Annotated in this window: 15 protein-coding genes; 6 read left to right on the top strand and 9 right to left on the bottom strand. The window is 50.8% G+C overall.

Annotated elements, in window-relative coordinates:
• Positions 1–137: 137 nt before the first annotated feature.
• From J7619_RS04245 to J7619_RS04255, 3 genes are all read left to right on the top strand, one after another.
• Positions 138–3,578, top strand: coding sequence for a TonB-dependent receptor (locus tag J7619_RS04245; protein ID WP_291194514.1), 3,441 nt, complete (start codon positions 138–140; stop codon positions 3,576–3,578).
• A gap of 35 nt (positions 3,579–3,613) precedes the next feature.
• Positions 3,614–5,212, top strand: coding sequence for a RagB/SusD family nutrient uptake outer membrane protein (locus J7619_RS04250; RefSeq protein WP_291194517.1), 1,599 nt, complete (start codon positions 3,614–3,616; stop codon positions 5,210–5,212).
• 118 nt (positions 5,213–5,330) lie between these two features.
• Entirely contained in the window at positions 5,331–6,173 is an 843-nt protein-coding gene (locus J7619_RS04255; protein ID WP_291194519.1) for an endonuclease/exonuclease/phosphatase family protein, read from the top strand.
• Positions 6,174–6,251: 78 nt separating this feature from the next.
• Here the strand turns inward: J7619_RS04255 and J7619_RS04260 are convergent, their stop codons facing one another.
• Both J7619_RS04260 and J7619_RS04265 read right to left on the bottom strand, forming a co-directional pair.
• Entirely contained in the window at positions 6,252–6,407 is a 156-nt protein-coding gene (locus tag J7619_RS04260; RefSeq protein WP_291194522.1) for a hypothetical protein, read from the bottom strand.
• Positions 6,391–6,858, bottom strand: a complete 468-nt coding sequence (locus J7619_RS04265; protein WP_291194525.1) for a DUF6934 family protein — start codon at positions 6,856–6,858, stop codon at positions 6,391–6,393. Before J7619_RS04265 ends, J7619_RS04260 begins: the two co-directional genes overlap by 17 nt.
• A gap of 54 nt (positions 6,859–6,912) precedes the next feature.
• On the opposite strand from J7619_RS04265, the gene J7619_RS04270 reads away from it, so the two are divergent.
• On the top strand, positions 6,913–7,611 hold the full coding sequence (locus tag J7619_RS04270; protein ID WP_291194528.1) for a hypothetical protein: 699 nt from the start codon (positions 6,913–6,915) through the stop codon (positions 7,609–7,611).
• Positions 7,612–7,834: 223 nt separating this feature from the next.
• Positions 7,835–9,223 (top strand): hypothetical protein, encoded by a 1,389-nt coding sequence (locus J7619_RS04275; protein WP_291194532.1) that lies wholly within the window; start codon positions 7,835–7,837, stop codon positions 9,221–9,223.
• Between the two features lie 18 nt (positions 9,224–9,241).
• Here J7619_RS04275 and mtgA read toward each other — a convergent pair whose 3' ends face one another.
• Positions 9,242–9,928, bottom strand: a complete 687-nt coding sequence (mtgA, locus tag J7619_RS04280; protein ID WP_291194534.1) for a monofunctional biosynthetic peptidoglycan transglycosylase — start codon at positions 9,926–9,928, stop codon at positions 9,242–9,244.
• A 125-nt stretch (positions 9,929–10,053) separates the two neighbouring features.
• Here mtgA and J7619_RS04285 point away from each other — a divergent pair, with 125 nt between their 5' ends.
• Complete coding sequence (locus tag J7619_RS04285; protein WP_291194537.1) at positions 10,054–11,334, top strand: DUF2851 family protein; 1,281 nt, start codon at positions 10,054–10,056, stop codon at positions 11,332–11,334.
• Positions 11,335–11,401: 67 nt separating this feature from the next.
• Here J7619_RS04285 and J7619_RS04290 read toward each other — a convergent pair whose 3' ends face one another.
• The 6 genes from J7619_RS04290 to J7619_RS04315 all read right to left on the bottom strand — a co-directional run bounded on the left by J7619_RS04290 (position 11,402) and on the right by J7619_RS04315 (position 14,975).
• Positions 11,402–11,599, bottom strand: coding sequence for a hypothetical protein (locus J7619_RS04290; RefSeq protein WP_015811882.1), 198 nt, complete (start codon positions 11,597–11,599; stop codon positions 11,402–11,404).
• 84 nt (positions 11,600–11,683) lie between these two features.
• Positions 11,684–13,099 (bottom strand): CCA tRNA nucleotidyltransferase, encoded by a 1,416-nt coding sequence (locus J7619_RS04295; protein WP_291194541.1) that lies wholly within the window; start codon positions 13,097–13,099, stop codon positions 11,684–11,686.
• 47 nt (positions 13,100–13,146) lie between these two features.
• Entirely contained in the window at positions 13,147–13,350 is a 204-nt protein-coding gene (locus tag J7619_RS04300; protein WP_291194544.1) for a transcriptional regulator, read from the bottom strand.
• Positions 13,351–13,352: 2 nt separating this feature from the next.
• Positions 13,353–13,694 carry a type II toxin-antitoxin system HigB family toxin gene (locus J7619_RS04305; RefSeq protein WP_310589799.1) on the bottom strand — a complete coding sequence of 114 codons (342 nt, stop codon included), beginning with the start codon at positions 13,692–13,694 and terminating at the stop codon, positions 13,353–13,355.
• 49 nt (positions 13,695–13,743) lie between these two features.
• Positions 13,744–14,115, bottom strand: a complete 372-nt coding sequence (locus J7619_RS04310; RefSeq protein ID WP_291194550.1) for a globin — start codon at positions 14,113–14,115, stop codon at positions 13,744–13,746.
• 86 nt (positions 14,116–14,201) lie between these two features.
• Positions 14,202–14,975, bottom strand: a complete 774-nt coding sequence (locus J7619_RS04315; protein WP_291194554.1) for an AMP nucleosidase — start codon at positions 14,973–14,975, stop codon at positions 14,202–14,204.
• Between the last annotated feature and the right edge of the window lie 23 nt (positions 14,976–14,998).

Here is a 14,998-nt window from a genome sequence, read left to right on the forward strand (position 1 = left end):
CAGATTCACTAAAAAGCCGGCAATGATTGCAGCATTACCGGCCTGATTCTCCCGGTTCATTTCAACAAAAGGACAGTTCCGCCAAAATCGGAGCACGGGAGGGCTTTGTCCAGAATTCATCAAAACCATTCGAATTTATGAAAAAAAGTAGTCGACCACTAACGTACCTGGTGACTGTGATGAAAATTGCATGCATACCATTCATACTGACCCTGCTGTTCAGCAGTCTGTCGCTCGCCAGTAACGGGCTTGCGCAGGAGCTGTTGCAACGCAATGTAACCCTGAAAGCCGAGCGCCAGGACCTGCGCCAGGTGCTCACCAACCTGGAAAAATCGACGGGCGTACGGTTCTCCTATGTGCCCTCACTCGTGCGCAACCAGAAAGTGAGCGTTTCGGCCGAGAATCAACGGCTGTCGGTCGTCCTCGACCAGCTGCTCTCGCCGCTCAACATCCGCTATTCGGTTTCCAGGGATTACATTATCCTGAACCGCAAGCCCACCAAAACCACGGGCTCGAACGACACGAGTTTGCTCGAAATATCCGGAGACGATGCCCCGGTCGATCGGATTGTCCGCGGGAAAGTCATCGCTTCCGATACGAAAGAGCCGCTACCGGGTGTAAGCGTCGTGGTGAAAGGTACCCAGCGCGGTACATCCACCGAGGTGAACGGGACATTTGAAATAGAAGTCCCCAACGGCGATGCCCAGCTTATTTTCAGCTTTGTGGGCTACCTCGCACAGGAGGTTAATGTGGGAAACCAGTCGGAGCTGGATGTAACACTGCTTTCGGATACGAAGTCGTTGCAGGAAGTGGTGGTAATCGGCTACGGAACGGTTAAAAAAGCCGATTTGTCGGCTTCGGTTGCTACGGTACCCGATATGGAACAGATCAAAAACCGGCCGGTGCTCAATGTGGGTAGCATGATCCAGGGTAAAGTGGCTGGTGTAACGGCGATCAGCAACGGTGGCCACCCCAACCAGACGCCCAATATCACCATTCGCGGAACGGGTTCGCGCGGAGGCGAAAGCGTGCTGTACGTAGTCGATGGTGTACCTAATGCACCTTACAACCCGGCCGACATCGAATCCATTACCGTTTTGAAAGATGCGGCTTCGGCGGCGATTTACGGTGCATTTTCCGGTTCGGCGGGGGTTATCCTCATCACCACACGCCAGGCTGCGCAGGGAAAACCCAGCATCGAATACACTGGTTTTATGGGGATGAAACAAGCCTGGAAACTGCCGCAATCACTTACTGCGGCCGATGAAGCCAAAGTCTCCAACCTCGCTTATACCAATGCCGGCCTCTCGCCGCTCGATGGCTGGGACGCCACCAAAAACCCGTACGCACAAGTAACCCGCACCGACTGGATCGACGAGATCTTCCGCACCGGGCTTATCCAGCGCCATAATATCAGTTTCAATGCCGGTACCGACAAGTTTTCGACCCTTTTGCAAGGCCGCTACGAACGTGACGAAGGTACACTGATCAACACCTACGCACAGAATTTGTCGGTCCGTTTCAATGCAATGTACAAGTTCACCGATAAGATCAAACTCCGCCAGGAGCTTTTTTACAATAACAATGATAACCGTGGTACTGAAACAACCAGCGGTTATAGCGGAACCGTGCTTTCGGCCATTTACATGCCGCGCTCTGCCGTACCTTATTATGAAGACGGTACATTCGGTGGTGTAGGCCCGCGCGACTCACAATACCTCGGTATCCACGGTGATGCGATCAGCCCCGCAGGTACATTGCTTCGCAACAGACCTTACAATAAGAGCAACGATATGCAGTCGGTTACAGAACTCGGCTATTCCGATATTATTCCGGGCCTGAGCTTCCTTACCCGTTTCAGCTATCGTCAGAACAGCTCGCTCTGGAAAAATTTTGAACCTAAAAGAACAGAACCGGGTAAACCCAACAACCAGAACACCCTCTCCTATTCTACCAACCGCGGTTATCACTGGATTTGGGAGAATACAGCCAATTACTCACGTGTGTTCGGTCGCCACAATGTAGGAGCGATGGCTTCCATGACCGCGCAGGAAAACGGCAACCGCAGTTTCAGCATTGCGGCAAGAGGCTTCGAAAATGAAGCCGATTGGGCACAATTCTTCGTCAACGCATCGATTTTTGACCAGAACCGACCCAACGACGACGAATGGAAAGACCGTAATGCATCGTATGTAGGACGTTTGTCATACAGCTGGGCCGATCGCTACTTCGTGACTGCCAGCTATCGCTACGATATCGCCGGACGCCTTGCGGAAGGTTACCGTGCCAAAGGTTACCCGGGCTTCACAGGTGCCTGGAAACTCAGCTCCGAGCCATTCTTCAATGTGAAAGGCCTCGATTTGCTGAAACTCCGCGCGAGCTGGGGCCGCATCGGCAACATTGGCTCCATCGGCAGGTACTACGGGTATCCTAACCTCACACCTAACAACACTTACCAGGTTGGTAACGGAGCGCCTATCAGCAATGGCTTGTATGTCAATGCAAGATTCAATCCTGAATTGTCGTGGGAGACTTCACAACAAACGGATTTCGGTTTGGATATAAGTTTGTTGAAAGAAAAACTGACCATTACCGCAGACTATTTTAACAAACTAACCTACGACCTGATCAAGCAGCAGGATACCGAATGGACTAACACAAACGGTTACGGCGCACCTTTCATCAATCAGGGTAAGATTAGAAATACCGGTTTTGAATTTGCCGCCAACTGGCGCGACCAGGTCGGCGAATTCAGCTACGAGGTCGGTGGTAACTTTGCTACACTCAAAAACCGCGTCGACTACATCGATGAAAACCCGAACTCGGTATGGACGCATGGCGACGCATGGAGAAGCATTCTGGTACCGTTCCGTTCTACCGTCGGACAGCCTTATTACTCTTACTGGCTGATTAAAAACGCGGGCATTTTCCAATCCGACGAAGCCGCAGCCGCTTACGTAGGCCCGAAAGGCGATCGCATCCAGCCTAATGCAAAAGCGGGTGACCTGAAATTCGTAGACGAAAACGGCGACGGCAAGATCGACGACTCCGACCGTGTGTACATGGGCAACGCATTCCCGAAAATCACTTATGGGATTACTGGTAATGCCAACTGGAAAAACTTTGATTTCAGCATTTTCTTCCAGGGTGTGGGTGGCGTGAAATTGTTCAACGCATTCAAGCAATCGACATTGAACGGTGCTGAGCAAGGCTACAACCGTTGGGATAAAATTCTGGACGCATGGTCGGAAACCAACACAGGTTCCGATATTCCGAAGATCCGGGCGAACGATCCGAACAAGAACTTCTCGACCAACTCCGACTGGTACCTTGAAAATGGTAACTACCTGCGCCTGAAAAACCTGATCATCGGCTATACATTCAAAAGCAAGCCCGGCAAGCCTAGCCTGCGCGTGTACCTGAGCGGCGATAACCTGCTCACATTCACCAAATATTCGGGGATGGACCCCGAGATCGGCAGTCAGCTCATCGATGGCCGCTATACTGCACCAGGTCTCGACGGCGGTCAATATCCCGTTGCGCGGGTGTACTCGGCCGGTGTGAAGCTGAAATTTTAATCGCAAGAGATTCGACCAAACAAAGACTTTGACTCATGAAACATATCATTAAAAATGCGGGTCTTGCCATTGTCATGGCCGTGAGTGCATCCGCATGTACCGAAAGTTGGGTGGATACCAAACCCAACGGTTCCCCGACTACCGCATTCTTCTGGAAAAGCGACGAAGACCTGAACAAGGCCGTGGCCGCGATGTATGCGCCGATGGGCTACGAAAATACCTGGGGCCGAAACCTGTTCTGGATGCAGAATGCCTCTGACGACATCGTGACCGGCCGCGTGCGTGCGGAAAGCGATAACATCAAAAACTTCAACATTACCGGTCGCGAAGGCTCCATTGCCAACTGCTGGAACGATGTGTACTGGATGCTGAACAAGGCCAATCAGGTGATCCAGGGCATTCCGACGGCCACCGGGGTTTCCGATGCCGTGAAAAACCGTGCATTAGGCGAGGCTTATTTCATCCGCGGGTTCGCGCATTTCTGGCTGGCTTATTCCTGGGGACACAAGAACCTCGGCGTGCCTTTCGACGGACCTGAAAATGCGGAATTCGGCAAGCGCATTCCTCCTCAGCTCCCTTCGGTAACCGACAACTATGCGCAGATCATCAGCGATTTACAAAAAGCGGCCGACCTGCTCCCATTGTTCCAGACCTACGGTGCGGGCGATCAGGGACGTGCGCACAAAGCTGCCGCCTGGGGTTACATGGTAAAAACCTACGCTTACTGGGCACAATACGATGCTTCCAAATGGACGCTGATCCCCGATCTGGCCGATAAGATCAAAAACGAAGGTGCCCGGGCGCTCATTACCGGCAAAGGGAGCGCGGCAGCCAACTACCAGGCTGTATTTACCATCGAGAACAACTGGACGAGCGAATACATCTGGTCGGTGAACTCGGGTGTTCAGGGTGGTTCTATCTTCCCGGGTGTAGCATTGGAGAACAAAGGTTGGGGTATTTTTAATGGCTGGGGTTATTTCCAGCCTACCGAAGAGCTTTACGAGGAATATGAGGCCAAAGACCCGCGCCGCGAAGTGACGATCCTGAAATTCGGAGATAAATTCACCTATTTCGGCAAAGAGCGCTCCTACTTCTCGACCAACAGCCTTTCGGGTTTCCAGATCCGCAAATACATGGAGCCTTACAGCTACGGCAGCAACGAAAACGCGGGCAGCAACACAATGATTAACCAGAACGGCGATGGCCCATCGACGCGTCTTAACCTACCCCTGATGCGCTATGCGGAGATTTTGCTCTTTAAAGCAGAAGCGTTGATCAAGCAAGGTAAAAATGCGGAGGCAGCGGCACCGTTGAACGAGATCCGCGCCCGCGTAGGCCTCGCGCCGATTGCCACCCCGACTTTGGCAGACCTCAAACACGAGCGCCGCGTAGAGCTCGCCTGCGAGTGGACCGACCGCCTCGCCGACCTGAAACGCTGGGGCGATTATGACAAAATCAATATGCCGCTCCACGGCCGCATCCACGACAACAAAACCGATCCTGCATCCCCTTACAAAATCCAGGTGATCTGGCCGGCTCGCAGCTTCGACCCGGGCAAGCACATGGCATGGCCGATGAATCCGGATGAAATTTCGCGCAGCAACGGCGCCTACAAACAAACGCCGGGCTGGTAACCGTGGTGCAAAACCGAATTTTCATCATGAGTTAACATTAATCGCCTATTTTTGGCTTGACAACAGGAGACCCTTCGGGGTCTTTTGTTTTATAGTTAATCAATCATCTCTATACCCAATGAAAAAAATTGCCCTTTACCTACTGGCATTCGTCTCGCTCGCCAGCGCGTCGTATGCGCAGAAAACCGCAACTATGAATGTAGGTTCGTACAACCTCCGCTACAACACCCCCAACGACGGTGTCAATGCCTGGCCCAACCGCAAGGAAAATGTGAAAGGCCTTATCCGTTTCCATGAATTCGACATTTTCGGCGTGCAGGAAGCATTGGTAGGCCAGTTGAAAGACGTGGCCGAATTGCCGGAATTTGCCTACTATGGCAAAGGCCGCGACGACGGCAAGGAGGGTGGCGAGCACTCGGCCATTTTCTACAAAAAAGACCGCTTCAAACTGCTCAAATCAGGTGATTTCTGGCTGAGCGAAACACCCGACAAACCGGGCCTTGGCTGGGATGCCAAATGCTGTAACCGTATTTGCTCATGGGCACAATTTGAAGATGTGAATACCAAAAAGAAATTCTACTTCTTCAATGTTCATTTCGATCACCAGGGCGTTGAAGCGCGCCGGCAATCGGGCCATTTGATGGTGAAAAAGATCAAGGAAATCGCAGGAAACAACACCGCAATCCTCACCGGCGATTTCAATTCGTCACCGGACACCGAGCAGATCAAAACCATCGCAGGCGTGCTCAATGACACCCATGATGTGACCAAACAAGCTCCTTACGGTCCGGAAGGCACATTCAACAGCTTCAAATTCGACGCTGAAATGAAGACGCGCATCGATTACATTTTCGTGAGCAAGAATGTGGATGTATTGAAATACGGCGTGCTGACAGACTCCAAAGAACAGCGATACCCGTCGGATCACCAGCCGGTGTTGGTAAAGGTGGAGATTAAATAAATACACTTCGGCTTTCAGCTTCGGCAGCCGGCTTTTGGTGATTGGAAGAATACTCCGGTCAACGATGGCTGGCTGCCGTTATTCTTTGTCAAATTTTGGAAGGCCAGCGATCCTCAAAATCCTGTTAGCCTCGTCCACTTTCTTCTTGAACAGATTCATTTCTGAATATTTATCCAGGGATTTGTCGACCTTCACAATTCTGGGTCTGAAACCTCTATCAGCTTCTTTTTTCATTTTTCTTCCGGTTTTTCCTAATAACAAGAAACGCTTCATAATCAATTCCAATTGTAAACGCTTCCCAAACGTAATTCTTTAAGCCATAAATCTCAAAATCAGTGCTTATCAGGTCCAGATTGTTGGTAATTGCTATTCTGTAAAGCCTCGTTCGGGACTCAGTACTTCCTTTTACAAATACGCTTGCATCAGGAAAACTATCCGTGAAGAGATAAAGTGTAGCCGCCACCGTTGCCATAACTTTCAAACTATCACCATTGTTCGTCACCGCTTGGTCGTCAAAGTCGCCCGTCAAACCAATTTTATCACCGAACCCAAGATTAAACATACGTGACAACTCAATTCTGGAATATACTACAAGCTTTTCGATATCACCTTTTATACCCTGGCTTACGAACTCGAAAGTCAGCGCATTATCGCCACGTGTTATTTCATATTGATCATAGTGCATGTAGTGCAAATATAAATACTAAATTGTAGGGCATCTTTCCCAAGTACCTATCCAGTGATAAGTCTTACAAACCGCCTGATCATTTGCGCATTAGCCAGCCTCGCGTTCGTGTCGACGCAAAACGTCAAAATCAAAATCGTCGCTCCAAAAGCGTGGAATGACAGGAAGGCGCTTTTGCTGACGCGCGAAAAAGGCTTTGCCGCCGTGGTACATTCGATCAGGCTTGGATTTGATACGACGCACCTGACCATGGATCCGGACTTATTGCCGGACTTGTATCAGTTCCAGGTCTCACAGAAAAAAGGTGCATTGACCTTCTTCTTCGACCCTGGAACGGAAATACGACTCGATACCGCCGATTTGGCCAAATCGGCAGTTAGTCATTCCAAAAGCAACGAAGAATGGCAGGCGTACCAAAGGCTCGTTCAAAACCCTTCCGACCAGCGCCTGAATGCATACATTTTAGCCGAAGCCCGCGCGAAAAAACACAATCTGCCCGATAGTGCACGGTACTGGGTTGGCGAGCAGGCACGGGAGCGTGAGAAGTTGTGGGATGCCACAGACAGTTTTATTGCGGGGAATCCAAAATCGTATGTTAGTCTTTATTTATTGAAAATCAACTGGTTTGCATTGAAAGACAGAGAACTGTTCGAACGGCTGGACCGCGCTTTGGCACACCACCGGAATTACCGTTTTTTGAACGAAAAGAATAAAGGGCTTGCCAAAAGCGCACCGGTAGTCCCCCGAAAATGAGTATTCTCTTTACATCAAAGGGATAGCTTCTATTCAAGTTTTGTTAGTTTGGTCTCAAATTTAAATCCCGAACAAATGCAGATCTCGGCAAGCATTCAAAACGGACTGATCCTCCACACCGACCAGGTGGCCGAAATACACAATACGCTCCGTAAAGGTGTTGAAGTAAATCTGATGCACTCCCGGAACCCATAAAACAAGGCGGACAAAAACCAACATCACTATGAAAAATCTCGTTCTGATCGTCCTAAGCGCATGGATGCTTTGGACAGGTAACCAGGCCTTCGCCCAGGCCGAAGAAGAAAAGCTCGATCTTCCGGGTGATAATCTCAATCTCTATGCGGTTTTAAAACTTTTTCAGGAATCGGAAACGCTGGAAGGTTTTGAGCGAAAGCTCAATGAGGAAGATTCGGAGATCAACAACCTTGACCTGAACGGTGACGATCAGATCGATTATATCCGTGTGGAAGATCAGGTTGAAGGCAATCTTCATACGATCAGTCTGAAAGTTGCCGTCAGTGAAACGGAGGACCAGGATGTGGCGGCGTTTTATGTCGAGAAGAAAGACAACGGCGAAGTATGGATACAGCTTGTCGGCGATGAGGATTTGTATGGTAAGGATTACATTATTGAACCCAATTCCCAATCAGGGACAGTCAGTGAAACGCCTAACCCCGGCTACACCGGAAACCGGGAGGTTCAGCAGGCAGTAGCACAGCCAAATGTCACTTATGTATCGACATGGCCGGTCATTCAATTCATTTTTGTACCCAGGTATGTAATCTGGCGATCACCATGGCGATGGCATTATTATCCCTCCTACTGGCGTCCGTGGCGACCTCGTTACTGGCACTATTACTATGGCTATCATTACCATTGGCATTATTATTACAACGGGCATTTCCGACGCTGGCCCAGCTACCGGAACCCTGCCTGGCATACGCATTATTACGGGGGCAACTTCCGTTCGCGTTCGGTGATCGTGCATACGCGTTACACACGAGGTGATTACCGTGCTACCTACTCACGGCCGTCGTCGGCCCGGCAGGGTTCAGCGTTGTTTGTAAAAAGATATCCCAAAGCACCTACAACACGGGAAAGGATTCCCAACTTCGATAAAACCGGTCGCCCGGTGATTACCCGACCATCGACAGGTCGCCCAGGCACTACCAGGCCAGGAAACGGCGGTACTACACGTCCTTCTGTTGAAAGGCCGGGAAGTGGCAATAGCGGCCGCCCAGGTACAGGCAGACCAGGTACAGGCCGCCCCGAAGTTACACGCCCTGGTACATCGCGGCCGAATCCGGGCGTAACAAGGCCGGACATCGAGCGGCCGACGCGTCCAGGTACCCCTGATGTCTCCAGGCCTACCCCAACGCCACGCCCCGAGGTAACACGCCCAACGCCGTCGCCGCGCCCGGAAGTGACCCGCCCTGCTCCGTCACCACGGCCGGAGGTCACCCGACCCAACATTGAACGTCCGACACGGCAAACACCCGCTACACGGCCCACACCAACACCAAGCCGGCAGGAAACACCACGGCCATCGGCTACGCCATCGAGCCGTCCGCAAAGTTCGCCACGTTCCTCAAGAGAGGCCGAGCGGCCATGAGCGCTCAACCATAGTGATTTAAAGATCTGCCAGATACTTCTGTCCGCCCAGGTACCGCATCTGGCGGACAATCTGGTTGGTACGCTTGTTCACATACGCAGACGGATTTTGGATTGAAAAACGGATCGGATTGGGTAACACCGCCGCGATGCGCGCTGCTTCGTAACGTGTGAGCCGTTTGGCTGACTTGTTATAGTAGCGTAGCGAAGCTGCTTCGACACCGAAAGTCATTTTCCCCATTTCAGCCACATTCAAATATACTTCCAGAATACGTTCCTTACTCCACAGCACTTCAATCAGCACAGTGAAATAGGCCTCAAGGCCCTTCCGTACAAAACTCCGGCCGTGCCAGAGGAATACGTTCTTTGCTACTTGCTGGGAAATGGTGCTGGCACCGCGGGCACGTTTGCGGTCCTCGGTCATGGCATTATATATCTGATCGAAATCGAAGCCCCAGTGGTTAGGGAAATTCTGGTCTTCGGAAGCCACTACGGCCAGGGCTACTTCTTTGGAAATGTTTTCATACGGCTCCCAGTCGTGATAAATCTCCGTATCCTCGTCGGCTCTGAAAGCATCTATCTTCCGGGAGATCATGTAAGGCGTTACCCAAATGGGCAAAAACCTCAGAATAATCACCCAAACCACTGAAAGCACGAGAAAAGCAAGGAAGATTTTGAGCGCAATAAATTGCAGACGGCGGAGCATAAAACTTTTTTACTTCTACAAACAGAAACCAAGTAACAAAAACAGCGTACAAAGAACAGAAACTAATCAGGTTTAGGCAAAGAAATATGCGCCTTAATCGCCAAATTTTTAAATACGCTGTGTGTATGAATGAAGATTTACTGAGTTTTATCTGGCGCTTCCAGTATTTCGAAAAGAAAGGGCTGGCAACCGACGAGCATTTGCCGCTCTCCATTATCCGACCCGGTCAAAGAAATACCGACGCAGGGCCTGATTTTTCTGAGGCCCGTGTCGTCATCAACGGCGTACTCTGGGTTGGGAGTATCGAAATACACGTCAAAGCATCGGACTGGCGTCTCCACGAACACGAACAGAACGGTGCTTACGACTGCGTGATCCTTCATGTAGTCTGGGAAAATGATCATCCGGCCATGCGGCGCGACGGGACAGCCGTGCCGACATTATCGCTAAACGGCCTGGTGAAAGCTTCCGTTATCGAAAGGTACCGCTGCCTGCTGGATGAAAAAGACACTGTTCCCTGCAATCGCCAGTTTGGAGATGTGGAACAAATCCGCAAGTATGCCATGCTGGACAGGGTATTGCTCGAAAGGCTGGAACGTAAAGCCCTGGAAATTCAGCGCCTGCTGGAAGCAAATCAGCAGGACTGGGAACAAACAGCCTATCAGTGGCTCGGCAGGCATTTCGGATTCAAATTGAATGATGCGCCGTTTCAGCGACTTACCGAAGTTGTTCCCTGGAAAATCATTCGCAAGCATACCGACCGCCTCATTCAGGTTGAAGCGCTGCTGTTTGGGTGCTCCGGGCTAATTTCTGAAAATTCGGAGGAAATATACGTGCGCCAGCTGCAACAGGAATTCCGCTTTCTCAGCGCCAAATACAAGTTACAGGATGAAACAATGCACGCACACGAGTGGAAATACGCACGGTTACGTCCCGCCGGATTCCCAACCGTCCGGCTGGCGCAGTTCGCAAAGTTACTGTGCAATACCGGTGGCCTTCTGAACCGGTTTATTGTTTCGGAGCATTTCGATGAAATACGGGAGCTATTCCGGGTCGAGCAATCCGCCTACTGGCAGGAGCATTACATGTTGGAAAAAAAAGCGAGGGCTCAGGTTCCTGTGCTGGGTACCGACGCCGCCCATTTGCTGATCGTCAATGCTGCGGTGCCGCTCCTGGTTGCCTATTCGAAGCATAGGCAGCAACCGGAACTACTCGACAAGGCTATTTACTGGCTTTCGCAAATGCCCGCGGAAGACAACCGGATCACCCGCGAGTGGGCGTCGCTGGGTATGCGCGTAAAAACCGCGGCGGATTCGCAGGCATTGATCGAATGGTTTAACAACTATTGCACGCCAAAGCAATGCCTGGAATGCATGGTTGGTGCAGCACTCGTAAGGGACGCCTAGCCGGGGGCGCCTAGCCAGGGGCGCTTAGCCGGGGGCGCCTAGCCAGGGGCGCTTAGCCCGGGGGTGCTCAACCTTTCACCAGGTTTACACCGGTTAAGAGAAATACCGTTCCCACCAAAAACGGCACAATCGACTCCCATTTGGAGACTGTGAGGCCAAGTACGGGTTTGTCTGACAAAAACGCTACGCATGCAAACAGCAATACCGCGATGCCTAAAATGGTGAGCAAAGAGCCGAAAAAACGTTTAAACTGAGCGTTTTCCATGAAATGTGTCTATGAGGAGATTAAAAGTTCGCAAAAATATCAAATATGCATTGGCATTGGTGCGGTTGGTATAAAAAATGTGCCTTACACGCGGGAGAGGCCCATTTTTTCGCCCTCCGCAATCATGAATGCGAAAGCAGGTTCATACTCATTAGGTACAATCCCTTCCAGGATTGCCTCGCGCACCGCTTCTTTGATAATCCCCACCTCACGCGCAGGCTTCAACCCGAACGCCTCCATGATCATTTCACCCGTAATCACGGGCTGGAAATTGCGAAGCTTGTCGCGTTCTTCCAGGTCTTTGAGCTTTTGTTCTACCAGGTCGAAATTGCTGATGAAACGCCTCACCTTTTCCGGATTTTTGGAAGTAATATCCGCGCGGCACAGGTTCATCAGCGCCTCGATGTCCTCTCCCGCTTCCACAAGCAGGCGGCGCATGGCGGAATCGGTAATCTCCTCTTTGGAAAGCACGATAGGACGTAAATGCAGCCTGACCAGCTTCTTCACGAAACGCATTTTTTCATTCAGCGGCAGTTTCATGCGGCGGAAAATCACCGGTACCATCCGGGCGCCTACCTCTTCATGGTTGTGAAACGACCAGCCATTGCGTTTGTCAAATCTTTTGGTAGCCGGCTTCGCAATATCGTGCAGAATAGCTGCCCAGCGCAACCAGAGGTCGTCGGAGACCTGGCAGACATTGTCGAGTACCTGCAGCGTATGATAAAAATTATCCTTATGTCCCTTACCTTCAATATGCTCCACACCCTGCAACTCCACCAATTCAGGAAAAATAATGGCCAGTAGCCCGGCGTGGTAGAGGAGTTTGAAACCGTAGGAAGGAGTTTTGGAAAGAATGATCTTGTTTAGTTCATCAGAAATCCGTTCCATCGATACAATGTTGATGCGGTCTTTCATTTTGACGATCGCATCGAACGTATCGGGCTCGATATCGAAGTTGAGCTGGCTGGCAAAGCGGATCGCGCGCATCATGCGCAAAGGATCGTCCGAAAATGTGATCTCGGGATCGAGCGGGGTACGGATAATCTTTTTACGAAGGTCACTCATCCCCTCGAACGGGTCGATCAACTCGCCGAATGTACCGGCATTGAGGCTGATCCCCATCGCATTGATGGTAAAATCGCGGCGGTTCTGGTCGTCGGCCAGTGTGCCGTCTTCGACTGCCGGCTTACGGGATTCGGAGCGGTAGGATTCTTTCCGGGCACCTACAAATTCTATTTCCAGATCGCCCTGGCGGATCTGAGCAGTGCCAAAGTTTTTAAAAACACTTACAAAAACATCCGGCCCGAGCCTACCAGCCACCATTTCGGCCAGCGCAATACCGCTGCCGATGGAAACAATGTCGATATCCTTGCTACTCCGTTTGAGTATCAGGTCCCTGACGAACCCACCGATTATATATGCTTCCACACCCAGCTCCTTCGCGGCGCCGGCAACTTTTTCCAGAACAGGGTATGGTGTCAATTGCTCTTTGAAATTCATGCCGCAAAGGTAGGGAATTCTTGGTTGGCATGACGCGGGGCGATGAATCAGCCTTTTTCAGCCCCGATCTTAGCCGCCTCAACTCTCTCGGGAATCTCTATCGGGTAATGTTCGTTGTCGTAGGCTTCGATAAGATCAGCAAGTAGGTCTGCTTCATCACTTTCCGGTGTACCAATGGGTGCATTAAAGACGTCGTTAAATCTTTCCAACGCCTCATCAAACTCCTTTTTCGTTTTAATGACTTTCAACATAGTTAAATAAGATTTGCGTCGATTTTATCATATTCTTGGTGCCTTCCGATAAACCGGATAAAAATGCGTTGCTTTTCAAAGTTGAATTTGACAACCAATCGATAAGTGTTACCCTTAATATTAAACACCATGCGACTATCCTTCAATACGCTTGCATGACAATAAACTTGCTTTACCTCCGCTGGCGATCGCCAGTCAGCCCTCATTGCAACCTCATACCAATTCATAAGATGTTCCTCTGAATCAGGATATTTCTCCCAAAACTCTCGTAGCGTGCCTTTCACGAAAACCCTCATGGATATTCTGTTTACTAAAATACAATGTTCCGCGGAACGGAACACCATTTAGACGTCAGAATATCAAAATGGTAACGTATTGTAGAATAGACTTTTCCTAAGTATTCACCATAAAAAACGCTGTCCGCGGAAAGCGGTCAAATAGTTCGTTTTTTAGCTCTTCGGGTAAAGAGAGCGACTCCACAGCGCTGGCCATGCATTGCAGCCAGGCGACGGCATCGTCTTCGGTAATGGTGTGGGGCATATGACGGGCACGCATCATCGGGTGGCCATAAACCTCCGAGTAAAGCTGCGGACCGCCCAGAAATTGAGTCAAAAAGAGACGCTGTTTTTCTTTAATGAGGTCTTTGTCAGTTTTGAAAAGCCGGGAGATGAGCTCATGCTCGAAAACCTGGTCGTAAAATTTATCGGTGAGTTGCCGGAGTGCGGCGTCGCCGCCAATGCGCTCGTATAAGGTCTGATGTTCCATAAAAATAACCGGCGGAAAACTGCGGGCCGCCGGAGATTAAACCTCCAACGGGCGTCAACAGGTTCCCGCCGCGATGATGACAGTTGTCAGTTCTCGAAACGTAAATGCTTCACGGACTCGCCCGAACGTGCGAGTTCCGTCAATGCTTCGATACCGATATCCAGATGTTGTTTTACGTAACTCGCCGTCACCTTTTTATCGCTTTCCTCGGTTTTCACACCTTCGGGCACTAGCGGGTTATCCGAAACAAGCAGCAATGCACCGTGCGGAATGGAGTTGGCGAAGCCCACAATGAATATGGTTGCGGTTTCCATGTCGATCGCCATCGCGCGGACGGCCTGCAAGTATTCCTTGAAACTAGCGTCGTGTTCCCAGATACGGCGGTTGGTGGTGTAAACGGTGCCGGTCCAGTAGTCGAGTTTATGCTTTTTGATCGCGGCCGAAACAGTACTTTGCAAGCGGAATGACGGTAACGCGGGAATCTCCGGCGGCATATAGTCGTCGCTGGTACCTTCGCCGCGGATAGCGGCAATCGGGAGGATCAGATCTCCGACCTGCGTTTTCTTCAACCCGCCGCATTTACCTAAAAACAGGACAGCTTTTGGGTTAATAGCAGACAGCAAGTCCATTACAGTTGCCGCCATGGGGCTACCCATCCCGAAATTAATGATCGTAATGTCCTTCGCGGTCGCGGTTTGCATGGCGCGGCCCTGGCCCCGTACTTCCACCCCGAACTTCTCGGCGAACATGGTGACATAGTTTCCGAAGTTGGTCAGGAGAATGTAGTTTCCAAACTCCTCCACAGGCGTGCCCGTGTAACGCGGCAGCCAGTTTTCGACGATCTGTTCTTTGGTGGTCATGAATTCAGCAGGTTTGTTGGCGA

Origin of the sequence: Dyadobacter sp. (genome assembly GCF_017744695.1) — a bacterium.
Lineage (GTDB): Bacteria > Bacteroidota > Bacteroidia > Cytophagales > Spirosomataceae > Dyadobacter.